Source organism: Streptomyces sp. NPDC005805 (assembly GCF_040630445.1).
Lineage (GTDB): Bacteria > Actinomycetota > Actinomycetes > Streptomycetales > Streptomycetaceae > Streptomyces.
Genome location: NZ_JBEXXN010000017.1, coordinates 79,952 through 103,125 on the forward strand (window position 1 = coordinate 79,952; position 23,174 = coordinate 103,125).

Annotated in this window: 24 protein-coding genes; 19 read left to right on the top strand and 5 right to left on the bottom strand. The window is 70.7% G+C overall.

The features are described 5' to 3' along the window. The first annotated feature begins 26 nt into the window (after positions 1 to 26). The 16 genes from ABZ457_RS12535 (at position 27) to ABZ457_RS12610 (ending at position 14,787) form a co-directional block, all read left to right on the top strand. Positions 27 to 674: an L-threonylcarbamoyladenylate synthase gene (locus ABZ457_RS12535; RefSeq protein ID WP_359156883.1), complete on the top strand. Its 648-nt coding sequence runs from the start codon at positions 27 to 29 to the stop codon at positions 672 to 674. Between the two features lie 28 nt (positions 675 to 702). Next, a complete protein-coding gene (locus tag ABZ457_RS12540; RefSeq protein ID WP_359156885.1) occupies positions 703 to 1,353 on the top strand; it encodes a protein-tyrosine-phosphatase in 651 nt (216 codons plus the stop codon). A gap of 553 nt (positions 1,354 to 1,906) precedes the next feature. Beyond that, a complete protein-coding gene (gene glyA / locus ABZ457_RS12545; RefSeq protein WP_359156887.1) occupies positions 1,907 to 3,202 on the top strand; it encodes a serine hydroxymethyltransferase in 1,296 nt (431 codons plus the stop codon). Between the two features lie 194 nt (positions 3,203 to 3,396). Then, entirely contained in the window at positions 3,397 to 4,734 is a 1,338-nt protein-coding gene (locus ABZ457_RS12550) for an MraY family glycosyltransferase (RefSeq protein WP_359156889.1), read from the top strand. Between the two features lie 174 nt (positions 4,735 to 4,908). Next, the gene (locus ABZ457_RS12555; RefSeq protein WP_359156891.1) at positions 4,909 to 5,286 is read left to right on the top strand and encodes a hypothetical protein; all 378 of its coding nucleotides are present in this window, start codon (positions 4,909 to 4,911) and stop codon (positions 5,284 to 5,286) included. Positions 5,287 to 5,637: 351 nt separating this feature from the next. After that, a complete protein-coding gene (locus tag ABZ457_RS12560; RefSeq protein ID WP_359156893.1) occupies positions 5,638 to 5,967 on the top strand; it encodes a hypothetical protein in 330 nt (109 codons plus the stop codon). 310 nt (positions 5,968 to 6,277) lie between these two features. Continuing rightward, positions 6,278 to 6,715 (top strand): hypothetical protein, encoded by a 438-nt coding sequence (locus ABZ457_RS12565; RefSeq protein WP_359156895.1) that lies wholly within the window; start codon positions 6,278 to 6,280, stop codon positions 6,713 to 6,715. 225 nt (positions 6,716 to 6,940) lie between these two features. Further along, positions 6,941 to 7,756, top strand: a complete 816-nt coding sequence (gene atpB, locus ABZ457_RS12570; RefSeq protein ID WP_359156897.1) for a F0F1 ATP synthase subunit A — start codon at positions 6,941 to 6,943, stop codon at positions 7,754 to 7,756. Positions 7,757 to 7,828: 72 nt separating this feature from the next. Continuing rightward, positions 7,829 to 8,062 carry an ATP synthase F0 subunit C gene (gene atpE, locus ABZ457_RS12575; RefSeq protein WP_359156899.1) on the top strand — a complete coding sequence of 78 codons (234 nt, stop codon included), beginning with the start codon at positions 7,829 to 7,831 and terminating at the stop codon, positions 8,060 to 8,062. Positions 8,063 to 8,101: 39 nt separating this feature from the next. Continuing rightward, positions 8,102 to 8,647, top strand: a complete 546-nt coding sequence (locus ABZ457_RS12580; protein WP_359156901.1) for a F0F1 ATP synthase subunit B — start codon at positions 8,102 to 8,104, stop codon at positions 8,645 to 8,647. Continuing rightward, positions 8,644 to 9,459, top strand: coding sequence for a F0F1 ATP synthase subunit delta (locus tag ABZ457_RS12585; protein WP_359156903.1), 816 nt, complete (start codon positions 8,644 to 8,646; stop codon positions 9,457 to 9,459). The genes ABZ457_RS12580 and ABZ457_RS12585 overlap by 4 nt, the downstream gene beginning before the upstream one ends. A 161-nt stretch (positions 9,460 to 9,620) precedes the next feature. Beyond that, positions 9,621 to 11,219, top strand: a complete 1,599-nt coding sequence (gene atpA / locus ABZ457_RS12590) for a F0F1 ATP synthase subunit alpha (RefSeq protein ID WP_018845404.1) — start codon at positions 9,621 to 9,623, stop codon at positions 11,217 to 11,219. A 21-nt stretch (positions 11,220 to 11,240) separates the two neighbouring features. Next, the gene (locus tag ABZ457_RS12595; RefSeq protein WP_359156905.1) at positions 11,241 to 12,158 is read left to right on the top strand and encodes a F0F1 ATP synthase subunit gamma; all 918 of its coding nucleotides are present in this window, start codon (positions 11,241 to 11,243) and stop codon (positions 12,156 to 12,158) included. 1 nt (position 12,159) lies between these two features. Next, positions 12,160 to 13,602 carry a F0F1 ATP synthase subunit beta gene (atpD, locus tag ABZ457_RS12600; RefSeq protein WP_018845402.1) on the top strand — a complete coding sequence of 481 codons (1,443 nt, stop codon included), beginning with the start codon at positions 12,160 to 12,162 and terminating at the stop codon, positions 13,600 to 13,602. Positions 13,603 to 13,795: 193 nt separating this feature from the next. Continuing rightward, positions 13,796 to 14,170: a F0F1 ATP synthase subunit epsilon gene (locus tag ABZ457_RS12605; RefSeq protein ID WP_018845401.1), complete on the top strand. Its 375-nt coding sequence runs from the start codon at positions 13,796 to 13,798 to the stop codon at positions 14,168 to 14,170. A gap of 170 nt (positions 14,171 to 14,340) precedes the next feature. Next, positions 14,341 to 14,787: a DUF2550 domain-containing protein gene (locus ABZ457_RS12610; RefSeq protein ID WP_359156908.1), complete on the top strand. Its 447-nt coding sequence runs from the start codon at positions 14,341 to 14,343 to the stop codon at positions 14,785 to 14,787. A gap of 122 nt (positions 14,788 to 14,909) precedes the next feature. On the opposite strand, the gene ABZ457_RS12615 is transcribed toward ABZ457_RS12610, so the two are convergent. From ABZ457_RS12615 to ABZ457_RS12625, 3 genes are all read right to left on the bottom strand, one after another. Further along, the gene (locus tag ABZ457_RS12615) at positions 14,910 to 16,667 is read right to left on the bottom strand and encodes a glycoside hydrolase family 18 chitinase (protein WP_359156910.1); all 1,758 of its coding nucleotides are present in this window, start codon (positions 16,665 to 16,667) and stop codon (positions 14,910 to 14,912) included. A gap of 244 nt (positions 16,668 to 16,911) precedes the next feature. Further along, positions 16,912 to 17,592, bottom strand: coding sequence for a response regulator transcription factor (locus ABZ457_RS12620; RefSeq protein WP_359156912.1), 681 nt, complete (start codon positions 17,590 to 17,592; stop codon positions 16,912 to 16,914). Further along, a complete protein-coding gene (locus ABZ457_RS12625; protein ID WP_359156914.1) occupies positions 17,589 to 18,833 on the bottom strand; it encodes a histidine kinase in 1,245 nt (414 codons plus the stop codon). The genes ABZ457_RS12620 and ABZ457_RS12625 overlap by 4 nt, the downstream gene beginning before the upstream one ends. 152 nt (positions 18,834 to 18,985) lie before the next feature. Between ABZ457_RS12625 and ABZ457_RS12630 the strand changes: the two genes are divergently transcribed. Further along, positions 18,986 to 19,624 (top strand): hypothetical protein, encoded by a 639-nt coding sequence (locus ABZ457_RS12630; RefSeq protein WP_359156916.1) that lies wholly within the window; start codon positions 18,986 to 18,988, stop codon positions 19,622 to 19,624. Positions 19,625 to 19,686: 62 nt separating this feature from the next. Here ABZ457_RS12630 and ABZ457_RS12635 read toward each other — a convergent pair whose 3' ends face one another. Then, the gene (locus ABZ457_RS12635) at positions 19,687 to 20,259 is read right to left on the bottom strand and encodes a cob(I)yrinic acid a,c-diamide adenosyltransferase (RefSeq protein ID WP_359156918.1); all 573 of its coding nucleotides are present in this window, start codon (positions 20,257 to 20,259) and stop codon (positions 19,687 to 19,689) included. Between the two features lie 220 nt (positions 20,260 to 20,479). Here ABZ457_RS12635 and ABZ457_RS12640 point away from each other — a divergent pair, with 220 nt between their 5' ends. After that, entirely contained in the window at positions 20,480 to 21,328 is an 849-nt protein-coding gene (locus tag ABZ457_RS12640) for a 3-hydroxyacyl-CoA dehydrogenase family protein (RefSeq protein ID WP_359156920.1), read from the top strand. 158 nt (positions 21,329 to 21,486) lie between these two features. Next, a complete protein-coding gene (locus tag ABZ457_RS12645; protein WP_018845393.1) occupies positions 21,487 to 21,810 on the top strand; it encodes an STAS domain-containing protein in 324 nt (107 codons plus the stop codon). 135 nt (positions 21,811 to 21,945) lie between these two features. Here the strand turns inward: ABZ457_RS12645 and ABZ457_RS12650 are convergent, their stop codons facing one another. Further along, a complete protein-coding gene (locus ABZ457_RS12650; protein WP_359156923.1) occupies positions 21,946 to 23,043 on the bottom strand; it encodes a beta-propeller fold lactonase family protein in 1,098 nt (365 codons plus the stop codon). Between the last annotated feature and the right edge of the window lie 131 nt (positions 23,044 to 23,174).

Below are 23,174 nucleotides of genomic sequence, written 5' to 3' on the forward strand. Positions count from 1 at the left end.
GGCAGCAGCACGAGGAGGCTCGTTAGATGGCTCGGCGATACGACTGCAACGACACCACGGACCGTGCGACCGGGCTGCGCGAGGCAGCGGCGGCCGTGCGCCGCGGCGAGCTCGTCGTGCTGCCCACCGACACCGTCTACGGCATCGGCGCGGACGCCTTCACCTCCGAGGCCGTGGCCGACCTGCTGGCCGCCAAGGGCCGCGGCCGGAACATGCCCACGCCCGTCCTCATCGGCTCCCCGAACACCCTGCACGGTCTGGTCACCGACTTCTCCGAGCAGGCGTGGGAGCTGGTCGACGCCTTCTGGCCCGGCGCGCTGACCCTCGTCACCCGGCACCAGCCGTCCCTCCAGTGGGACCTCGGCGACACCCGGGGCACGGTCGCCATCCGGATGCCCCTGCACCCGGTCGCCATCGAACTGCTCACCGAGACCGGCCCGATGGCCGTCTCCAGCGCCAACCTCACCGGGCACCCCGCGCCCGAGGACTGCGACGCCGCCCAGGAGATGCTCGGCGACTCCGTCTCCGTCTACCTGGACGGCGGCCCGACCCCGGGCATCGTGCCCTCCTCGATCGTCGACGTCACCGGCGCGGTCCCGGTGCTGCTGCGCGAGGGCGCCCTCTCCGCCGACGAACTGCGCAAGGTCGTACCCGACCTGGAGGTGGCGCCGTGACGACGGCACACCCCTGGGGGCAGGCACGGTGACCGGCCCCGAGGAGCGTGGCATAGCGGACACCGCCGGCCCGGCCCCGAGCTTCCGCATCCTCCACGTCAGCACCGGCAACGTCTGCCGCTCGCCCATCACCGAGCGGCTGACCCGCCATGCCCTGACCGCCCGCCTCGGGGACCACCTCGCGGGCGGGCTCGTGGTGGAGAGCGCCGGCACCTGGGGCCACGAGGGCGCGCCGATGGAGGCCAACGCGGAGCTGGTCCTCGCGGACTTCGGCGCGGACGCGACCGGGTTCACGGGACGGGAGCTGCTGGACGAGCACGTCATCCGCGCGGACCTGGTCCTGACCGCGACCCGGGACCACCGGGCGCAGGTGATCTCCATGGGGCACTCGGCCGGTCTGCGCACCTTCACCCTGAAGGAGTTCACCCGCCTGGTGCGGGCCATAGACCCGGCGACCCTGCCCGACCCGCGCGAGGAGGGCGTGGTGGAACGCGCCCGCGCCCTGGTCCGCGCGGCCGCGGCGCTGCGCGGCTGGCTGCTGGCTCCCAGCCCGGACGCGGACGAGGTCTTCGACCCGTACGGGGCGCCGATCACCTTCTTCCGCTCCATCGGCGACGAGATCCACCAGGCACTGGACCCGGTCGTCACGGCGCTGACGGGCGTACCGGCGGAGCACTGACGCGGGGCGCGCCGGCGCGCGCGGACCGGGCCCCGGCGCGGGCTGACCGGGGCGCCGACCCGGGCCCGGGTGCCGGGGGCGCCGACCCGGTGCGTGGGCACCGACCCGGGTGCCGGGGGCGCCGGCTCGGGCGTCGAGGGCGGCCGGGTGCGCGGCGGAGCCGGACGCCGACGCGGGCTCTGACCCGGCAGCGGCGGGGTTCTGGCGCGGCGCCGACCCTCCGGCGCCCGGGTGCGCGGGCACCCGGGCGCCGGTCCGGGCACGACAGGAGCGCCGGTCCGGGTGCCGGGGGGCCTGGCGCGGCGCTGAGCCGGGGCAGCTGTAGGCGCTGACCCGGGCATCGACGGCAGCCGTGTGCGGCGTCGCCCCGGGTAGCGGCGGCGGCCGGATGTGCGGCAGGGCCGGTCCGGGGCAGGACCGGTCGGCTCCCGGGCGGGCCCGGACCACCCCCGGACCGCGCCCCGCGCGGAAACCGCGTGCGCACAGAGCGCGCACCGGGGGCCGCGGTCCTACATTGGAGGTGCCGCAGCTCCCTCCGAGGCCCGGAGCCGTCATGTCCGTTTCCCCCGAGGTCCGTCCCGCACCGGCCGCCCACGGCGGCCCGTCCCTCCCGGCCCCGTCCTTCGAGGTCGCCTCCTTCGCGGCGCTGCGCCGCCAGGACCCGCAGGCCGCCGACCTCCTCCTCGGCGAGGCCCGGCGGCAGGCGGAGGCCCTCCAGCTGATCGCCGCCGAGAACTTCACCTCGCCCGCGGTCCTCGCCGCCCTCGGCTCGCCGCTCGCGAACAAGTACGCCGAGGGCTACCCCGGCGCCCGCCACCACGGCGGCTGCGAGTACGCCGACGCCGCCGAGCGCCTGGCGATCGAGCGGGCGAAGGCCCTGTTCGGCTGCGAGCACGCCAATGTGCAGCCGCACTCCGGTTCCTCCGCGGTCCTCGCCGCGTACGCGGCCCTGCTGCGGCCGGGCGACACCGTCCTCGCGATGGGCCTCCCGTACGGCGGGCACCTCACCCACGGCTCGCCCGCGAACTTCTCGGGCCGCTGGTTCGACTTCGTCGCCTACGGGGTCGACGCCGAGACCGGGCTCATCGACTACCGGGCGCTGCGGGAGCTGGCCCGCCAGTGCCGACCGAAGGCGATCGTCTGCGGTTCGATCTCCTACCCCCGCCACCCCGACTACGCGGCCTTCCGCGAGGTCGCCGACGAGGTCGGCGCCTACCTCATCGCGGACGCGGCCCACCCGGTCGGCCTGGTCGCCGGGGGAGCGGCGCCCAGCCCCGTCCCGTACGCGGACGTGGTCTGCGCGACCACCCACAAGGTGCTGCGCGGCCCGCGCGGCGGGATGATCCTGTGCGGCGCGGACCTGGCGGACCGGATCGACCGGGCGGTCTTCCCCTTCACCCAGGGCGGGGCCCAGATGCACACCATCGCGGCCAAGGCGGTGGCCTTCGGGGAGGCGGCGGCGCCCGGCTTCGCGGCGTACGCGCACCGGGTGGTAGCCAACGCGCGCGAACTGGCCGAGGGCCTGGCGGCGGAGGGCCTCGCGGTGCTGACGGGCGGCACGGACACCCACATCGTGGGGGCCGACCCGGCCCCGCTGGGCGTCGACGGCCGCACCGCGCGGGGCCGGCTGTCGGCCGCGGGCATCGTGGTGGACACCTGCGCCCTGCCGTACGGGGAGGGCCGCGGCATCCGCCTCGGCACGGCGGCGGTCACCACCCAGGGGATGGGCCCGACGGAGATGGCCCGTATCGCCCGCCTCTTCGCGGCCGCGATCCGGGAGGACGGGCGGGTGCGCGAGCAGGTGGCGGAGATGACGGCGGCGTTCCCGCCGTACCCGGCGGGCGGCTGAGCGCGGCGGGTACGGCGCGGGAGGCGGGCGGGAGCGCCGGGGGGTGGGCGGCGCCCGGGGCGCGCGTGTGGCTTCCGGAGTGAACCGGTGAAGGCCGGGTAGGCGAGGGCCGGCCCGTGCAACCGTCGGCCGTTCACACCCGTCTCATGTCCTAAGGTGTGGATCGGCGCGTCGTCCCATCACATGGAGATTCAGTGCGCGAGTACCTGCTGACGCTCTGTGTCACGGCAGCGGTGACCTATCTGCTGACCGGGCCGGTGCGGAAGTTCGCCATCGCAGCCGGCGCGATGCCGGCGATCCGTGCGCGTGACGTGCACCGGGAACCGACCCCGCGGCTCGGCGGCATCGCCATGTTCGGCGGCCTCTGCGCGGGTCTGCTGGTGGCGGACCATCTCGTCAACCTCAACGACGTCTTCGAGCTGTCGAACGAGCCCAGGGCGCTGCTCTCCGGAGCGGCGCTGATCTGGCTGATCGGCGTCCTGGACGACAAGTTCGAGATCGACGCGCTGATCAAGCTCGGCGGGCAGATGATCGCGGCCGGTGTGATGGTCGCGCAGGGCCTGACCATCCTGTGGATTCCGGTCCCGGGCGTCGGCACGGTCTCCCTCACCGCGTGGCAGGGCAATCTGCTGACGGTGGCCCTGGTGGTCATCACCATCAACGCGGTCAACTTCGTGGACGGCCTCGACGGCCTCGCCGCGGGCATGGTGTGCATCACCTCGGCGGCCTTCTTCCTCTACGCGTACCGGATGTGGGTCGGCTACGGCATCGAGGCGGCGGCCCCGGCGTCCCTGTTCGCGTCGATCCTGGTGGGCATGTGCCTGGGCTTCCTGCCGCACAACATGCATCCCGCGCGGATCTTCATGGGGGACTCGGGCTCCATGCTCATCGGGCTGGTGCTGGCGGCCGGCGCGATCTCCATCACCGGCCAGGTCGACCCGGACCGGATCGCGAACAGCGTGGGGTCGGAGCGGGACGCGGTGCACGCGATGGTGCCGGTCTATATGCCGATCATCATTCCGCTGACGATCGTCGCGATCCCGATCGCGGACCTGGTCCTGGCGATCGTGCGCCGCACCTGGAAGGGGCAGTCGCCGTTCGCGGCCGACCGCGGGCATCTGCACCACCGGCTGCTGGAGATCGGCCACTCCCACAGCCGGGCCGTCCTGATCATGTACTTCTGGTCCGGCCTGATCGCCTTCGGCGCGGTGCTCTACTCGGTGCACGCGTACTCGACGTGGATCGTCCCGATGATCGTGATCCTCAGCGCGGTGGGCCTGGTCCTCCTGCTGATGCCCCGCTTCCGCCCGAGGGCGCCGCGCTGGGCGGAGTCCTTCGTCCCGCCCCGCTACCGCCGTCGCCGCCGCGCCTCGACGGTGGCCGCGGGGGGCACCCCGCAGCCCGCCCCCGCCCCGGACGCGCCCTCCGACGACGAGGAACGCATCCCGGTCGGCGTCGGCGTGAGCGGCGTCAACGGCGCGACAGCGATCGGCGGACGCTCACGCTTCGGCGACCGGCGGGTGGGGCGCTGACGCCCGCACCGTCCCGATCGCTGCTACCGGCTGATGCGAAGCATCAGCGTTTCGGACGCATAGTGACGCGAAACAGGCAGCGATCGGACATTGGCACTCCGTAGTCTCGATCTTGAGCGGCCGACCACCGCTCCTTCAAGATTGCGGAACTTGAGAGTGACTGCCACGTCTGCAATGAAGCGCACCGGTGTCGTCGCGGTAACGGCTCTGCTGGCCGGCGCCTTGGGCGCCGGCCCGGCATCGGCTCGGGCCCACAACTGCACCGGGGGCGGGAGTAACTGCATCACGGTGTCGGGCTCCGGACTCAGGGTGACCGACATCAGTGCCAGCTACACCCCGGCGCCGCGTACCGAATCGGGACGCATCGCGAAGCTGAAGATCGAGATTCCGGGCCAGCGGGCGAAGACCCACTGGGAGAATGCCAGCACTCGCCAGGGCCGTCCCGTCAGCCACGACTGGGGCCACTATGCGAAGCGGTACCCCAACGGCACCAAGCTGTGCACGGGCTGGAAGTTCACGAGCGGTCTGGCGTGCGCGACCGTTCACAACTGACGCACTAGCTTGATCGCAGGCGCCCGGCCCGACGGCTGGGCGCCTGTTGTGCTCAGTGCTCGTGCTCCGGGCGGGTGGGCGGTGCGCAACGGTGGGTCAACGGCGCGACAGCGATTGGCGGACGCTCGCGCTTCGGAGACCGGCGGGTGGGGCGCTGACGCGGGGGTGAGGGCGGGCGGTTGCCCGCCCGTGCTCGTGAACTCGGGGGCGATCTTGAGCCATTGAGCCAAGGTTTGCATGCGCACCGGAATCGGATGGACACCTAGAGCGCGCGCGTCATACGGTCTGATCACCCAGGGCGACGTGAAATGACCGTCCGTCGTCTCCGATTCAACCTTCTCAGGGGGAAGTATGCGCAAGGCAGCAGGTGCCGTGGCGGCCGCGGCCGTCGCCTTCGGCTCGATGGTGTTCACCGCCCCGTCCGCGATCGCCGCACCGCAGGGTCCGCAGGAGACGGCAGCGGCGCCGGCCAAGTGCGTCAAGGTGGTCCGCTTCTACAGCAAGCGTTTCAACAGGCTGGTCGAGGTGGAGAACACCTGCGCCCGCAAGGCCTGTTTCAGCGTGACGGTGGCTGCCCGCCGGGACCCGGAGTTCGCCATCGGGGCGAACAAGAAGGAGTCCTTCCGGTACGGCGGCACCCTGTGGACGCAGGGCACCGGCATCAAGAACATCGGCTGCTGAGCAGGCGGTGAACGGCGGGCCCCGCGCTTCGGCGTCGGGGCCCGCTTTGCATGCGCAGGCGGGCCCACTAGCAGACGCCGCCTTTTGTTCGTGTGCACACACGCGCGCGGTCACTCTCATGTGTGACAGTTGGCACACCTGCGGGTAAAGACCTCATCAAATAGTTTGTGATACCGTTCACGAGAACCGGAGACAGCGCCGAAGGACCGTAGTGCGACGGTCTGTTGGCCCGCCGAGGCCCAACTCGGCACCGGTCCATGCTCGTCCATGACGACACCACTGCCCCCACCCAGTTAGCGGAGATGCCGCCATGCCGTCCAACGACGCACGCACCCTTCTTGAGGCTGCCGTACCCACCGCAGCCGCAGGTGCCGTTGCGGCCGTAGTCGGCGCGATCTTCGCCGGCGGAAAGGGCGCCGTCGGTGCCCTGGTGGCGGCTCTGGTCGTGATCCTCTTCATGGGGATCGGGCTGTACGTCCTTCAGCGCGTCGCCAAATCACTGCCGCAGCTGTTCCAGGCCATGGGTCTGATGCTCTACACGGCACAGTTGCTGCTGCTGTTCGTCTTCGTCGCGGTGTTCAAGGACACCACGCTGTTCGAACCCAAGGTCTTCGCCATCACCCTGGTCGTGCTGACCCTTGTCTGGATCGGCGCACAGACGCGATCGCACATGAAGGCCAAGATCCTCTACGTCGACCCCGAATCCTCCAAGGGCGACAAGCCCGGGGGCAAGGGGCAGTCGTCGTGATACGTAGGGCCGGTATAAGTGCCTGTTCGGGATCCTGCTATCGTCCGGTGCCAACTGCGGCACTGCGGGCGCGGGCATCCGAGCTGACGCCTGTTCCGACGCGAGGCTCATCGCCTGACAGCCGCCCTCACATCCGTAACACCAGTCCAGTGCCGAATCGCGGCTGCGCGCCGCGCCGACACAACGAGGTTGCCGTACCTATGCGCCACGCTGAAGGAGCCCGCGGTGAGTGCTGACCCGATGACGCTCGCCTTCGAGGCTGACTGTCAGATCTTCTCCGGTTGCGGCTTCCCGGCCCCCAGCCTGTGGTCGTTCATCTTCGAGCCCATCGCCGGGGACGCCGACAGCTGGTACTTCAACAAGCCGATGCTCCTCGCCCTCCTGGGCACCGTGATCATCATCGGCTTCTTCTGGGCTGCGTTCCGCAAGCCGAAGATCGTCCCCGGCAAGCTGCAGATGGTCGGTGAGGCGGGCTACGACTTCGTCCGCCGCGGCATCGTGTACGAGACCCTCGGCAAGAAGGAGGGAGAGAAGTACGTCCCCTTCATGGTGGCGCTCTTCTTCTTCGTCTGGATCATGAACGTCTGGTCGATCGTCCCGCTGGCCCAGTTCCCGGTGACCTCGATCATCGCGTACCCGGCGGCGCTGGCCCTGATCGTCTACGTCATCTGGATGTCGCTGACCTTCAAGCGTCACGGCTTCGTCGGCGGCTTCAAGAACCTCACCGGCTACGACAAGAGCCTCGGCGCGGTGCTGCCGCTGGTCATGGTCATCGAGTTCTTCTCGAACGTCCTGGTCCGGCCCTTCACGCACGCGGTCCGTCTCTTCGCCAACATGTTCGCGGGTCACACCCTGCTGGTCCTCTTCACGATCGCCAGCTGGTACCTGTTCAACGGCTGGGGCATCCCCGCCGCGGGCGTGTCCTTCGTCATGGTCCTCGCGATGACGGTCTTCGAGCTCTTCATCCAGGCTGTCCAGGCGTACGTCTTCGTCCTCCTGGCCTGCAGCTTCATCCAGGGCGCGCTCGCCGAGCACCACTGACGCCCGTCTCCAAGCCCCCAATCGTCCGGTGGCCAACCCCCACCGGTCCGCACATGAAAAGGAAGAATCAGCATGGCTGCCACTGAGACCCTTGCTCAGGTCACCGGTTCTCTCAGCTCTGTCGGTTACGGTCTCGCGGCCATCGGCCCCGGCGTCGGCGTCGGCATTATCTTCGGTAACGGCACCCAGGCCCTGGCCCGTCAGCCCGAGGCCGCCGGCCTGATTCGTGCCAACCAGATCCTCGGCTTCGCCTTCTGTGAGGCGCTCGCCCTGATCGGTCTGGTCATGCCGTTCGTCTACAACTAAGACGAGCAGCGACCAGCAGTTCCGACGAAAGGCACTGATGTGAACCCTCTGGTTCAGCTCGCTGCGGAAGAAGCCCAGAACCCGCTCATTCCGCCGATCCCTGAGCTCATCGTCGGCTTCGTCGCCTTCCTCATCGTCTTCTACTTCCTCGCCAAGAAGCTCCTCCCGAACATCAACAAGGTTCTGGACGAGCGCCGCGAGGCCATCGAAGGCGGAATCGAGAAGGCCGACGCGGCCAAGACCGAGGCCGAGAGCGTCCTGGAGCAGTACAAGGCCCAGCTCGCCGAGGCCCGGCACGAGGCCGCGCGGCTGCGCCAGGAGGCGACCGAGCAGGGCACCGCGATCATCGCCGAGATGAAGGCGGAAGGCCAGCGGCAGCGTGAGGAGATCATCGCGGCCGGCCACGCCCAGATCGAGGCCGACCGCAAGGCCGCGGCCAGCGCGCTGCGTCAGGACGTGGGCAAGCTCGCCACCGACCTGGCCGGCAAGCTCGTCGGCGAGTCCCTTGAGGACCACGCCCGGCAGAGCCGCACCATCGACCGGTTCCTCGACGAGGTCGAGGCGAAGGCCGAGGCCGCCCGATGAACGGAGCCAGCCGCGAGGCGCTGGCCGCCGCGCACGAGTCCCTCGACGCGCTGACCGACTCCACGTCGGCCGACGCGGCGAAGCTCGCCGGCGAGCTGGCCGCCGTCACCGCGCTGCTCGACCGTGAGGTGTCGCTGCGTCGGGTCCTCACCGACCCGGCGCAGGCCGGCGAGGCCAAGGCCGAGCTGGCCGGGCGCGTGCTCGACGGGCAGATCGGCGGCCAGGCCGTCGACCTGGTCAAGGGCATGGTCCGCGCACGCTGGTCGCAGTCGCGCGACCTGGTCGACGCGCTGGAGGAGCTGGCGGCCACCGCCGAGCTCACCGCCGCGCAGAAGACCGGCCGCCTCGACAACGTCGAGGACGAGCTGTTCCGCTTCGGGCGGATTCTCGCCACCAGCACCGAGCTGCGCTCGGCGCTGACCGACCGGTCCGCCTCGGCGGCCGCCAAGGGCGAGCTGGTCGGCCGGCTCCTCGGCGGCAAGGCCGAGAAGGCCACCGAGCGGCTGATCACCAATCTCGTCACGCATCCGCGGGGACGTAGCCTGGAAGCGGGGCTCGACGCCCTGTCCAAGCTCGCCGCGGCGCGGCGGGACCGGATGGTCGCGATCGTGACCTCCGCGGTGCCGCTCACCGAAGCGCAGAAGACGCGCCTCGGTGCGGGTCTCGCGCGGCTCTACGGCCGTGAGATGCACCTCAACCTTGAGGTGGACCCCGAGGTCCTCGGCGGCATCTCGGTGCGCGTCGGTGACGAGGTCATCAACGGCACGGTCGCGGACCGTATCGACGAGGCCAAGCGCCGGATCGCCGGCTGACCCCGGTCGCCGGAGACAGTCGACAGCACAACAGCACAGGCAACACCACGGCAACACCAGCGGCCCGGTTGGGCCGTGCAGAGATTGCAGAAGATTCCTGGGGGTCGGCCCCCAGACCCCCAAAGAAACTTCGGGCCCAACAAGGAGAGCAGGGAACCCAGATGGCGGAGCTCACGATCCGGCCGGAGGAGATCCGGGACGCGCTGGAGACCTTTGTCCAGTCGTACCAGCCGGACGCGGCCTCGCGCGAGGAAGTCGGCACGGTCAGCCTGGCCGGCGACGGTATCGCGAAGGTGGAGGGTCTTCCCTCCGCCATGGCGAACGAGCTGCTGAAGTTCGAGGACGGCACCCTCGGCCTCGCCCTCAACCTTGAGGAGCGCGAGATCGGTGCCATCGTCCTCGGCGAGTTCAGCGGTATCGAAGAGGGCCAGTCGGTCACCCGCACCGGCGAGGTCCTGTCCGTCGCGGTCGGCGAGGGCTACCTCGGCCGCGTGGTCGACCCGCTCGGCAACCCGATCGACGGCCTCGGCGAGATCGAGACCTCGGGCCGCCGCGCCCTCGAACTGCAGGCCCCCACGGTCATGCAGCGCAAGTCGGTGCACGAGCCCATGGAGACGGGCTACAAGGCCGTCGACGCGATGACGCCGATCGGCCGCGGTCAGCGTCAGCTCATCATCGGCGACCGCCAGACCGGCAAGACCGCGCTGGCCGTCGACACGATCATCAACCAGCGCGACAACTGGCGCTCGGGCGACGTGAACAAGCAGGTCCGCTGCATCTACGTCGCCATCGGCCAGAAGGGCTCCACCATCGCGTCCGTCCGCGGCGCGCTGGAGGAGGCCGGCGCCCTGGAGTACACGACGATCGTGGCCGCCCCGGCGTCCGACCCGGCCGGCTTCAAGTACCTCGCCCCCTACACCGGCTCGGCCATCGGCCAGCAGTGGATGTACGAGGGCAAGCACGTCCTGATCATCTTCGACGACCTGTCGAAGCAGGCCGACGCCTACCGCGCCGTGTCGCTGCTGCTGCGCCGCCCGCCGGGCCGTGAGGCCTACCCGGGTGACGTCTTCTACCTGCACTCGCGTCTGCTGGAGCGCTGCGCCAAGCTCTCCGACGAGATGGGTGCCGGTTCGATGACCGGTCTGCCGATCGTCGAGACCAAGGCGAACGACGTGTCGGCGTTCATCCCGACCAACGTCATCTCCATCACCGACGGCCAGTGCTTCCTGGAGTCCGACCTGTTCAACGCCGGTCAGCGCCCGGCCCTGAACGTCGGTATCTCGGTCTCCCGTGTCGGTGGCTCCGCCCAGCACAAGGCCATGAAGCAGGTCTCCGGCCGCCTCCGTGTCGACCTCGCCCAGTTCCGTGAGCTGGAGGCGTTCGCCGCCTTCGGTTCCGACCTGGACGCGGCCTCGAAGGCGTCGCTGGAGCGCGGCAAGCGCATGGTCGAGCTGCTGAAGCAGCCCCAGTACCAGCCGATGTCCACCGAGGACCAGGTCGTCTCCGTCTGGGCCGGCACCACCGGCAAGATGGACGACGTCCCCGTCCAGGACATCCGCCGCTTCGAGAAGGAGCTGCTGGAGTACCTGCACCGTGACGAGAGCGGTCTGATGGCGTCGATCCGCGAGGGCGGCAAGATGTCGGACGACACCCTCACCAAGGTCGCGGACTCGATCGCCGACTTCAAGAAGCAGTTCGAGACCCACGACGGCAAGCTGCTCGGCGAGGACGCCCCGGCCGCCGTCAACGTCTCGAAGTGACGTAAGGAAGGGACCTGACTCATGGGAGCCCAGCTCCGGGTCTACAAGCGTCGCATCCGGTCCGTCACCGCGACGAAGAAGATCACCAAGGCGATGGAGATGATCGCCGCCTCGCGCATCGTCAAGGCGCAGCGCAAGGTGGCGGCCTCCACGCCGTACGCGACCGAGCTCACCCGCGCGGTCACGGCGGTGGCGACCGGATCGAACACCAAGCACCCGCTGACCACGGAGGCGGAGTCCCCGGCCCGTGCCGCGGTCCTGCTCGTCACGAGCGACCGCGGTCTGGCCGGCGGCTACTCGGCCAACGCCATCAAGGCGGCGGAGCGGCTCACCGAGCGGCTCCGTGGCGAGGGCAAGGAGGTCGACACCTACGTCGTCGGCCGCAAGGGCGTCGCCTACTACGGCTTCCGTGAGCGCAAGATCACGGACTCGTGGACCGGGTTCACGGACAGCCCCGAGTACGCGCACGCCAAGAACGTGGCCGCGCCGCTCATCGAGGCCGTCCAGAAGGACACCGCGGAAGGCGGTGTCGACGAGCTGCACATCGTCTTCACGGAGTTCGTGTCGATGATGACGCAGACCCCCGTCGACAACCGGATGCTGCCGCTCAGCCTTGACGAGGCCCAGGACGAGACCGGTGGCAAGGGCGAGATCCTGCCGCTGTTCGAGTTCGAGCCGTCGGCGGAGGACGTCCTCGACGCCCTTCTGCCGCGCTACGTCGAGAGCCGTATCTACAACGCCCTGCTGCAGGCCGCCGCCTCCGAGCACGCGGCCCGCCGCCGGGCGATGAAGTCGGCGACCGACAACGCGGGCGAGCTGATCACCTCGCTCTCCCGTCTTGCCAACGCGGCCCGCCAGGCCGAAATCACCCAGGAAATCAGCGAGATCGTCGGTGGCTCCGCAGCCCTGGCCGACGCGACCGCGGGGAGTGACAAGTAAAATGACTGCCTCTGTTGAGACGGCCACGGCCACGGGCCGCGTCGCCCGGGTCATCGGCCCGGTCGTCGACGTGGAGTTCCCCGTCGACGCGATGCCCGACATCTACAACGCCCTGCACGTCGAGGTCGCCGACCCGGCCGAGGAGGGCGCCCGGAAGACGCTGACCCTGGAGGTCGCGCAGCACCTCGGTGACGGCATCGTCCGCACCATCTCGATGCAGCCCACCGACGGCCTGGTCCGCCAGGCCCCGGTGACCGACACGGGCACGGGCATCACCGTCCCGGTCGGCGACTTCACCAAGGGCAAGGTGTTCAACACCCTCGGTGAGGTGCTGAACCAGCCCGAGGAGAACGCCAACGTCGGTGAGCGCTGGCCGATCCACCGCAAGGCCCCGGCCTTCGACCAGCTCGAGTCCAAGACCGAGATGTTCGAGACCGGCCTGAAGGTCGTCGACCTTCTCACCCCGTACGTCAAGGGTGGAAAGATCGGTCTGTTCGGTGGTGCCGGTGTCGGCAAGACCGTGCTGATCCAGGAAATGATCATGCGTGTCGCCAACCTCCACGAGGGCGTCTCCGTCTTCGCGGGCGTCGGTGAGCGCACCCGTGAGGGCAACGACCTCATCGCGGAGATGGAGGAGTCCGGCGTTCTCGACAAGACCGCGCTGGTCTTCGGTCAGATGGACGAGCCCCCGGGCACCCGTCTGCGCGTCGCCCTCGCCGGTCTGACCATGGCGGAGTACTTCCGCGATGTGCAGAAGCAGGACGTGCTCTTCTTCATCGACAACATCTTCCGGTTCACCCAGGCCGGTTCCGAGGTGTCCACCCTGCTCGGCCGTATGCCGTCCGCGGTGGGTTACCAGCCGAACCTGGCGGACGAGATGGGCCTCCTCCAGGAGCGCATCACCTCGACGCGTGGTCACTCGATCACCTCGATGCAGGCGATCTACGTCCCCGCGGACGACCTGACCGACCCGGCGCCGGCCACCACCTTCGCCCACCTCGACGCGACGACGGTTCTCTCCCGTCCGATCTCCGAGAAGGGCATCTACCCCGCGGTGGACCCGCTGGACTCGACGTCCCGCATCCTGGACCCGCGCTACATCGCGCAGGACCACTACGAGGCCGCGATGCGCGTCAAGGGGATCCTGCAGAAGTACAAGGACCTCCAGGACATCATCGCGATCCTCGGTATCGACGAGCTGGGCGAGGAGGACAAGCTGGTCGTCCACCGTGCCCGTCGTGTCGAGCGCTTCCTGTCCCAGAACACCCACGCGGCGAAGCAGTTCACCGGCGTGGACGGTTCGGACGTGCCGCTGGACGAGTCGATCGCCGCGTTCAACGCGATCTGCGACGGTGAGTACGACCACTTCCCCGAGCAGGCCTTCTTCATGTGCGGTGGCCTTGAGGACCTCAAGAAGAACGCCAAGGAGCTCGGCGTCTCCTGAGTCCGGTGACTCGCTGAGGGGGGCGGGCGCGTCCCGCCCCCTTCGTCACGCCATCGCTGCACCCCGGGGCCCCGCCCCGGGTCCCCGGCCGCACGGCCGGGGGTGGGTCGGGACGTTCCGGCGTTCCGGCCCCTATTAGACTTATGACCCAACACCCGGCGCATCCGCCGGGTGGTGACCCGAGGAGCCAACCTTGGCTGCTGAGCTGCACGTCGAGCTGGTCGCAGCGGACCGCAGTGTCTGGTCCGGTGAGGCCACCCTGGTGGTCGCGCGCACCACGTCCGGCGACATCGGCGTCATGCCCGGTCACCAGCCGCTGCTGGGTGTGCTGGAGTCGGGCCCGGTGACCATCCGTACGAGCGAGGGCGGGACCGTCGTCGCGGCCGTGCACGGCGGTTTCATCTCCTTCGCCGACAACAAGCTGTCGCTGCTGGCGGAGATCGCCGAGCTGGCGGACGAGATCGATGTCCAGCGCGCCGAGCGTGCGCTGGAGCGTGCCAAGTCGGACGCCGACGGCGCGGCCGAGCGCCGTGCCGACGTCCGTCTTCGCGCGGTGGCGGTCGGCTAGGGTCGGTCCTCCCGGTACGTCGTACGTCCGGGAGAACGGCCCTCGGCGGCACCGCCGACAGGTTTTCCCTCAGCCGCGGCCTGGTCCGGAGCTTCTCCGGAGCGAGTCGCGGCTGAGGCGATGCGGGTGCAGGTATTCGTGTACGGGACGAGGCGAGGAGGTCGGTGGAGATGTTCCTCGCTCTTTTCGTGAGCGGCCTGGTCGTCCTGCTGGTGGTGGTCGCGCTGTTGGTCTTCGGGCTGCGCAGGCGGCTGATCCAGCGGTCGGGGGGCACCTTCGACTGCAGCCTGCGCTGGAACGTCCCCGAGGAGGGCGACCCGTCCAGCAAGGGCTGGGTGTACGGGGTGGCCCGCTACAACGGGGACCGCATCGAGTGGTTCCGTGTCTTCTCGTACGCCCCGCGCCCCCGCCGCACCCTGGAGCGCGGGGCGATCGAGGTCCTGGCCCGGCGGGTGCCGGACAGCGAGGAGGAGCTGGCCCTGCTGTCGGACTCCGTGGTCCTGGGCTGTCTGCACCGGGGCACGCGTCTGGAGCTCGCGATGAGCGAGGACGCGCTGACCGGCTTCCTGGCCTGGCTGGAGGCGGCGCCGCCGGGGCAGCGGGTCAATGTGGCTTGAGTTCTGCCCCTCCCCCGGGGCGGAGTCTGGGGGAGGGTGAATATGGCTTGAGCTTTCGAGCACAGCGAGAAGCCCGGGAGGGGCCACCCCTCCCGGGCTTCTCGCCTGTGTGGACCGGGTGGTTACCCGAGTCCGCTGTTGATCGCGCTCACCAGCTCACCGTTGGAGGTGTCGCCGCTGAACTCCCAGAAGAAGGCTCCGCCGAGCCCCTGGTTGTTCGCCCAGCCCATCTTGGAGCCGATGGTGGCCGGGGTGTCGTAGCTCCACCAGTTGGTGCCGCAGTGGGCGTACGCGGTACCGGCGATGGTGCCGTTCGCCGGGCAGGAGTTCTTGAGGACCTTGTAGTCCTCGATGCCCTGCTCGTACGTGCCGGCGGCCGGTCCGGTGGCGGTGCCGCCCGGGGCGGACTGGGTGACGCCCGTCCAGCCGCGCCCGTAGAAGCCGATGCCGAGCAGCAGCTTCTTCGCGGGGACGCCCTTCGCCTTGAACTTGGCGATGGCCTCGGCGGAGTTGAAGCCCGCCTGCGGGATGCCGGAGTACGCGGTCAGCGGCGAGTGCGGGGCCGTCGGGCCCTGGGCCGCCCATGCGCCGAAGAAGTCGTACGTCATCACGTTGTACCAGTCGATGTACTGCGCGGCGCCGCCGTAGTCGGCCGCGTCGATCTTGCCGCCGGAGGAGGCGTCCGCCGTGGTGGCCGCGGTGACCAGGTTGTTCGCGCCGAACTGGGCGCGCATCGCCTGCATCATGTTCTTGAACGCGGCCGGGCCGCTGGAGTCGCAGGACAGACCGCAGGCGTTCGGGTACTCCCAGTCCAGGTCGATGCCGTCGAAGACATCGGCCCAGCGCGGGTCCTCGACCAGGTCGTAGCAGGACTTGGCGAAGGCGGCGGGGTTCTGCACGGCCTGGCCGAAGCCGCCGGACCAGGTCCAGCCGCCGAAGGACCAGAGGACCTTGATGTGCGGGTACTGGGCCTTCAGCTTGCGGAGCTGGTTGAAGTTGCCGCGCAGGGGCTGGTCCCAGGTGTCGGCCTTGCCGTCCACGGACTGGTCGGCGGTGTACGCCTTGTCGTAGTCCGCGTAGGAGTCGCCGATGGTGCACTTGCCGCCCTGGACGTTGCCGAAGGCGTAGTTGATGTGCGTGATCTTGGCGGCCGAGCCGGAGGTCACCAGGTTCTTCACGTGGTAGTTGCGGCCGTAGACGCCCCAGTTGGTGAAGTAGCCCAGCTTGACCTTGTCGCCGACGGGCGGCTCGCCGCCGCCGGTGGTGCGCACCGAGACCGAGGCGCTGACCGGGCCGGTCTGGTCGGCGGTGTCCCGGGCCTGGACGGCGTAGGAGTAGTCCGTGCCGGCGCTCAGGCCGTTGTCGGTGTACGTGGTGCCGGTGACCGTGGCCACCTTGGTGCCGTCCCGCAGGACGTCGTAGTTCTTGACGCCCTTGTCGTCGGTGGCCGCGCCCCAGCTCAGCCGGACCGAGGTGTTGGTGACGTTGGACGTGCTCAGGGCGCCGGGGGCGGAGGGCGGGTTGTCACCGGGGACGGACCCGCCGTCGCAGGAGCCGCCGTTGAGCCGGCAGTTGGACGGGGAGCCGGAGCCCTTGCCGTTGAAGCCGAAGGAGACGGAGGCGCCGGGGGCGAGGGTGCCGTTCCAGCCGACGTTCTTGGCGGTCCAGCGGTTGCCGGAGCTGGTGACGGTGGCGTCCCAGGCGGAGGTGACGGAGGTGCCGGAGGGGAAGTCCCACTCGACGGTCCAGGAACTGATGGACGTGGTGCCGGTGTTCTTCACCGTCCACTTGCCCTCGAAGCCGGTGCCCCAGTCGGAGGACTTGGTGTACGTGGCGGTGGCGGACGTGGCGGCCTCGGCGGGGGAGGCGAGGCCGACCATGGCGGCGAGAGGGAGGAACAGTGCGGTCAGTCCCGCGGTGACGCGGGAGGTGAACCGTCTTTCCCTGTGGGGAGTTCGAGTCGCCGGAGTGCTCAAGGAAACTCCTCGAGTCGTGTGCGGACAGATCGGGGTTGGTCCACACCGCTGCGTGGCTCACCGCAGCGTGCTCGGTGAGAGTAGGGAGGTCTGGACCAATCGTCAATAGGTCCAGACCAAAGACCCGGCGGGTGGGCGGGAGGAGCCCTCAGATCCCCAACTCCTGAGCCAGGACCGCCGCTTGGACCCGGCTGCGCAGCTCCAGCTTGCCGAGGAGGCGGCTGACGTGCGTCTTCACCGTGCCCTCCGCCATCGACAGCCGCTCCGCGATCTCCGCGTTCGACAGACCCTGCCCGATACAGGACAGCACCTCGCGCTCCCGCCGGGTCAGCGGCTCCAGCACCGCCGGGTCCGGGGCGCCGGGCGCCCGGGGCGCGGCGCGGGGGGCCGCGAACTCGGCGATCAGCCGGCGCGTGACCGCGGGGGCGATCAGGCCCTCGCCGCGGGCCACCGTGCGCACCGCCTCGATCAGGTCCCGGGCCTCGGTGTTCTTCAGCAGAAAGCCGGCCGCGCCCGCCCGCAGGGCCCCGAAGACGTACTCGTCGAGATCGAAGGTGGTCAGCACCAGGACGTCGGCCAGCCCCTCCGCAACCACCCGGGCGGTCGCCGAGACCCCGTCCAGCTTGGGCATCTGGACGTCCATCAGCACCAGGTCCGGGCGCAGTTCACGGGCGAGCCGCACCGCCTCCTCGCCGTCCGCCGCCTCGCCCACCACATCGAGGTCCGGGGCGCTGCGCAGGATCAGCACCAGCCCGGCCCGCACCGCGCTCTGGTCCTCCGCGACCAGCACCCGTACGCGCCGCGGCGCGCCCCCGGCCGAATCCGTCATGTCGCCGTCGGCTCCTCGTCGTCCCCGCGCACGGGCAGGACCGCCCGTACGCTCCAGATCTTGCCGTCTTCCGCTTCCGCGGCCTCCGCTGCCGCGTCCGCTCCGGGGTCGGGCGCCGGGCCCGCCTCGAAGGTGCCGTCGAGCAGGGTGACCCGTTCCCGCATGCCCACCAGACCGGCCCCGGAGCCCGGTGCGCGGGGGCCGGGGGTGTCCGTGAAGGGGCTGGTCACCGAGACCGTGAGGCCGCCGTCCGTACCGGCCACCCGGACGCGCACCCTCCCCGGCCCCGCGTGCTTGATCGCGTTCGTCAGGGACTCCTGCACAATGCGGTACGCGGCCAGCTCGACGGGGGCGGGCAGCTTCCGGGCCGGGTCGTGCGCGTCCTCCAGCACGAAGACGAGCCCGCTCGGCGCGCCGTTCACCCGGGCCTGCGCCACCAGGGCCTCAAGACCCGCGAGGGTCGGCGCCGCGGCGGGCTCCGGGTCGCCGCCCCCGCTGTCCCGCAGCAGCCCGATGAGCCGGCGCATCTCCGCCAGTCCCTCGACGCTGTTCTCCCGGATGACCCCGAGCGCCTGCCGGGTCGTCGCCTCGTCGTCCAGGGACAGGGCGGCCGTGGAGTGGATCGCGATGGCCGACAGATGGTTGGCCACCATGTCGTGCAGCTCCCGGGCCATCCGGGCCCGTTCGGCCGCCACCGCCTGGACCCGGTCCATCTCGGCGAGCAGCGCCGTCTGCTCCGCGCGCAGCCGGGCGGCGTCGGCGGCCTGGCGGTGGTTGCGGACCACCAGACCGCTGGCCGCGGGGAAGAACGTCAGCAGCGCGGTCACGGCCCCGATCAACACCGCCGCCGGGTGCCGGAACCAGGCCAGGAAGCCGATGGTGGTCGCGATCGTGAGCACCCCGGTGATCACGGGAAGCCGCCGGGCGGTGGCCGGGGGCCCGTACACCGCGGCCGCGTAGACCAGGTCCGCGAACATCACCACGGTCGCCAGATTGCCCCGGGTGAACTGGTCCGCGATCACGACGGCCGTCCCCAGCAGCAGGACCGTCCGCGGCAGGGTCCGGCGCAGCATCTCCAGCACCGACATCGCCGTCAGCGGCAGCAGGGTGAACCACGCGGGGTGCAGCACCCAGTCCCGGGGCCCCTGGGTGTAGAGGTCGAGGGACCACAGCAGCAGGCCGGAGAGCAGCCCGCCGGCACCGATGAGGACGTCGTCGCGGTGGGGGCGGGGGAGGGTCACGCCCCCATCAAACACAACGCGGACCGCCCGGGGCGTCCTCGTCGCGGCCGAGCTGCCACTACATCGAAGGATGCAGTCCCGGTTCCTCTTCCGCGACGACGAAAGCGGCGGGCGGGGGCGGGAGGCTGGACGGGCAGGAAGGGAGAGCTACCGTGATCGTCACGCTGATCGTCATCTGCGAGGTCGCCTTCTGGGTGCTGCTGGCGGCGGGCCTCGCCGTCCGGTACCTGCTCCGGATGCCGCGTACGGGCGCCGCGATCCTGCTGTGCGAGCCGCTGCTGGAGATCCTGCTGCTGGTCGTCACGGCGATCGACCTGAAGAACGGCGCCGACCCGGGCTGGAAGCACGGCCTGGCCGCCGTCTACATCGGCTACACGGTCGGCCACGGCCACCGCACGGTGAAGTGGCTCGACGGCCACGCCGCCCACCGCTTCGACGGCGTCCCGCTGCGGCGCCCGCCCCGGTACGGGATGGCCCGCGCCCGGCACGAGGGGAAGGTCTGGCTCGGCTCGGTGATCGGCGCGGCCGTGGCGACGGGGCTGCTGCTCGCGGCGATGTGGTACGTCGACGACCCGTCGCGCACCGGCTCGCTGCAGAGCTGGATCGGCTTCGCCTGGCGGGCGGTGGGCATCCACGGCCTGATCGCCCTCTCGTACACCCTCTTCCCGAAGAAGGACCCGGCGGGCGGGTCGGGGGACGGGGCGCGGGGCGGGCGGGAGCCGGTCAGCGTGGAGCGTCAGGGGTCGGGGGCCGTCGAGCGCCGTGAGTCGGGGACCGGCGCGGGGCGCTGACGAGGGGGAGCGGTGACATGGGGCCGGGCGCTTGCCCGGCCCCCGCGTCGGTGCCCGGTGCCTCAGCGCTCGCCGCCCGGCACCCAGAGCACGTCGCCGACCTCCTTGTTCGCCGTCCGCGCCAGGATGAACAGCAGGTCGGAGAGCCGGTTCAGATAGGTCGCGGTCAGCGCGTTCATCGTCTCCCCGTGCACCTCCAGCGCCGCCCAGGTGGAGCGCTCCGCCCGGCGGACCACCGTGCACGCCTGGTGGAGCAGGGCCGCGCCCGGGGTACCGCCCGGGAGGATGAAGCTGCGCAGCTTCTCCAGCTCCGCGAGGAAGCGGTCGCAGTCGGCCTCCAGCTTGTCCACATAGGACTGCTCCACCCGCAGCGGCGGGTACTTCGGGTCCGGGACCACCGGCGTGGACAGGTCCGCGCCGACGTCGAACAGGTCGTTCTGCACCCGGACGAGGACCTTCACGACCTCCTCGTCCAGCTGCCCCAGGGCGATCGCCGTGCCGATCACCGCGTTCGCCTCGTTGGCGTCCGCGTACGCGGCGATGCGCAGATCGGTCTTGGCGGTGCGGCTCATGTCGCCGAGGGCGGTGGTGCCCTGGTCGCCGGTGCGGGTGTAGATGCGCGTCAGATTGACCATGGCCCCAGCGTAGTTACGCGGCGGCCCGCCCGGCGGCGCGTGTGCCCGCCGTCACGGTGGCTCCCGGTGAGAGGGCCCCGGAACAGGTCGTTCCGGGGCCGCCGGTGTGATGTCCGCCATGTGGGACGTGACGCGCGTCTCTTGGCGGTCACAGCGGCCCTCACGGACGCTAACCTCCGGCAGAGAGCCGACATGTAAACAGGTGTTAAGGGGTGCCGCAGTGGCCAGGAAGCTCGCCGTCATCGGGGCCGGACTCATGGGGTCCGGTATCGCACAGGTCTCGGCCCAGGCCGGCTGGGACGTGGTGCTGCGCGATGTCACCGACGAGGCCCTGACCCGCGGGCTGGGCGGCATCAAGGGCTCCTACGACCGCTTCGTCGCCAAGGGCAAGCTCGAAGCCGCCGACGCCGAGGCCGCGTTGGGCCGCATCACCACCACGACGGACCTGGACGCGGTCGCGGACGCCGACATCGTGGTGGAGGCCGTGTTCGAGAAGCTGGAGGTCAAGCACGAGATCTTCCGCACCCTCGACAAGGTGGTGCGCGAGGACGCCGTGCTCGCCTCCAACACCTCCGCCATCCCGATCACCAAGATCGCGGCCGTGACGGAGCGCCCGGAGCGGGTCGTGGGCACCCACTTCTTCTCGCCGGTCCCGATGATGCAGCTCTGCGAGCTGGTGCGCGGCTACAAGACGAGCGACGAAACCCTCGCCACCGCGCGGGAGTTCGCCGAGTCCGTGGGCAAGACCTGCATCGTCGTCAACCGCGACGTGGCCGGCTTCGTCACCACCCGGCTGATCTCGGCCCTCGTCGTCGAGGCCGCGAAGCTGTACGAATCGGGCGTCGCCACCGCCGAGGACATCGACATCGCCTGCAAGCTGGGCTTCGGTCACGCGATGGGGCCGCTGGCCACCGCGGACCTCACGGGCGTGGACATCCTGCTGCACGCCACGAGCAACATCTACACCGAGTCGCAGGACGAGAAGTTCGCCCCGCCGGAGCTGATGCGCCGGATGGTGGACGCCGGTGACATCGGCCGCAAGAGCGGGCAGGGCTTCTACAAGCACTGACCGTATCGACCGATTCGTTGTCGCCCCTGCGGGTGAATTCGGTATCGGTTCGCTTACAAACAGCAACTGTGCCGCACGTACGGCAGTCAGTTGTTGCGAGTACGGAAGAAGTGACGGACACCGGACACGGGGCATCCAAGAGTTCTCGGGGAGCGCATATGCACATCAGGGGCGACCATGCCGAGCTGGTCGTCGGGGGCCGCCTCGACGTCCGCAGCGCGGCGGACGCCCGTACGGTCCTCCACTCGGCCGTCGACGACGGAGCCGGCGACCTGGTGCTCGACCTGACGCATCTGGACTCCTGGGACGCGACGGGGCTCGGCGTCATCATGGGCGCCCACCGACGGGCCGGCCGGTGCGGCCGCCGCCTGGTACTGCGCGGGGTCCCGCCGCAGATGCAGCGCCTCCTGGTCGCGACCCGGCTCCACCGCATCCTCGCGATCGAGGGCGGCCTCGCTGCGGAATCGCTTCCGCGGGTCTGACCCGAGGAAGCGATTCGGCCGCGGGCACCGGGCCCCGCCTCCACGGCGTCCCGCACCGACCGCACGACAGGCCCCCGCCGCCCCGGTGATCCCACCCGGGGCGACGGGGGCCGAGTCCGTCGTGCCGTCAGCCGGTCACCGGCGGCACACCCGCACCCCGCCGTCGGTGAGTCCGTGCGGCTCGCTGCCCACGCCGTTGGTGATCACCGAGGTGACGCGGTCCCGGTAGGGGCTGATCACCGAGAGGCTGTCGCTGCCGGCGTTCGCCAGGTACACCCGGGAGCCGTCGGCGGTGAAGGCGATGTCCTCCGGGTTGACGCCGATCCCGGCGGTGATGACCGTCTCGACCCGGGCGCGCCAGGTGTCGATCACCGCTACCCGGCCGGGGTCGGCCGAGTCGGCGGCGTCGAGGCTGACGTACAGCTTCCCGCCCTTCGGGCTGAGCGCCAGGTCGTCCGGGTTGAGGCCGAGGGGGACGGTGTCGCGCACCACGAGCCGCCGGGCGTCGATCACCACGACGGAGTCGTCGCCGGGGGCCGTGACGTAGACGCGCCGGCCGTCCGGGGAGACCAGGAGGTCCTCGGCTCCGTTGACGCCCTGGACCACGGCGGTCACCGTGTTGGTGGCCGTGCTGATCACCGAGACCGTGTCGTCGGCGCCGTCCGCGACGTAGACGCGGCGGCCGTCCGGGGACGCGGCCACTCCCTGGGGCAGGGTCCCGAGCCCGGTCGTGATCGTGTCCACGACCGTGTTGGTGCGGGTGTCGACGACCGAGACGCTGCCGTCGGCCGCGTTGGTGACGTACAGCCGCCGCCCGTTCGGCAGGACGGCGCCCTCGGTCGGGAATTCGCCCACCGGGACCGTGTCCACGACCGTGTTGGTGCGGGTGTCGAGCACCGACACGCTGTCGCCGCCGCGGTTGGCCACGTAGACGCGCCGGCCGTCCGGGGCGGAGGTGACTCCCCGGGGATCGGCGCCGACCGCCACGGTGTCCACGACCCGCCCGGTCGCGGTATCGACTGCGGACACCGTGTCGTCGGCGCTGTTGGTGACGTACATGAACGAGCGGCACTGCCGGACGCCGTCCGCCGCGGAGGCCTCGGCGGCGGGCACCAGGGCCGCGACCGCGGCGGCCGCCAGCACGGGCGAAGCGACGGCGGCGGCGCGGCGGGCGAGCCGGACACGGGAGCGGACGGACGACCGGGGGTTCCGGCCGGAGGGAGAGGTGTGCACGACGGTCCTTCCTTCGAGGGGGAGTGGGGGTGCTGCGCGGACCAGGTGGCCGGGGTGCCTCGTGCTCGGGGCGGTGGGCGCTCCGCTCGCTCCGGTGGGGTGTGGGACTCCGGCGACACGCTTCTACGTTC

Bases quoted from the DNA above. Each gene is read 5' to 3' on its own strand.
- ABZ457_RS12535 (WP_359156883.1), top strand. From the start codon at position 27: ATGGCTCGGCGATACGACTGCAACGACACCACGGACCGTGCGACCGGG.
- glyA (WP_359156887.1), top strand. From the start codon at position 1,907: ATGTCCGTTTCCCCCGAGGTCCGTCCCGCACCGGCCGCCCACGGCGGC.
- ABZ457_RS12555 (WP_359156891.1), top strand. From the start codon at position 4,909: ATGAAGCGCACCGGTGTCGTCGCGGTAACGGCTCTGCTGGCCGGCGCC.
- ABZ457_RS12560 (WP_359156893.1), top strand. From the start codon at position 5,638: ATGCGCAAGGCAGCAGGTGCCGTGGCGGCCGCGGCCGTCGCCTTCGGC.
- ABZ457_RS12565 (WP_359156895.1), top strand. From the start codon at position 6,278: ATGCCGTCCAACGACGCACGCACCCTTCTTGAGGCTGCCGTACCCACC.
- atpE (WP_359156899.1), top strand. From the start codon at position 7,829: ATGGCTGCCACTGAGACCCTTGCTCAGGTCACCGGTTCTCTCAGCTCT.
- ABZ457_RS12585 (WP_359156903.1), top strand. From the start codon at position 8,644: ATGAACGGAGCCAGCCGCGAGGCGCTGGCCGCCGCGCACGAGTCCCTC.
- atpA (WP_018845404.1), top strand. From the start codon at position 9,621: ATGGCGGAGCTCACGATCCGGCCGGAGGAGATCCGGGACGCGCTGGAG.
- ABZ457_RS12595 (WP_359156905.1), top strand. From the start codon at position 11,241: ATGGGAGCCCAGCTCCGGGTCTACAAGCGTCGCATCCGGTCCGTCACC.
- atpD (WP_018845402.1), top strand. From the start codon at position 12,160: ATGACTGCCTCTGTTGAGACGGCCACGGCCACGGGCCGCGTCGCCCGG.
- ABZ457_RS12610 (WP_359156908.1), top strand. From the start codon at position 14,341: ATGTTCCTCGCTCTTTTCGTGAGCGGCCTGGTCGTCCTGCTGGTGGTG.
- ABZ457_RS12615 (WP_359156910.1), bottom strand. From the start codon at position 16,667: ATGGTCGGCCTCGCCTCCCCCGCCGAGGCCGCCACGTCCGCCACCGCC.
- ABZ457_RS12620 (WP_359156912.1), bottom strand. From the start codon at position 17,592: ATGACGGATTCGGCCGGGGGCGCGCCGCGGCGCGTACGGGTGCTGGTC.
- ABZ457_RS12635 (WP_359156918.1), bottom strand. From the start codon at position 20,259: ATGGTCAATCTGACGCGCATCTACACCCGCACCGGCGACCAGGGCACC.
- ABZ457_RS12645 (WP_018845393.1), top strand. From the start codon at position 21,487: ATGCACATCAGGGGCGACCATGCCGAGCTGGTCGTCGGGGGCCGCCTC.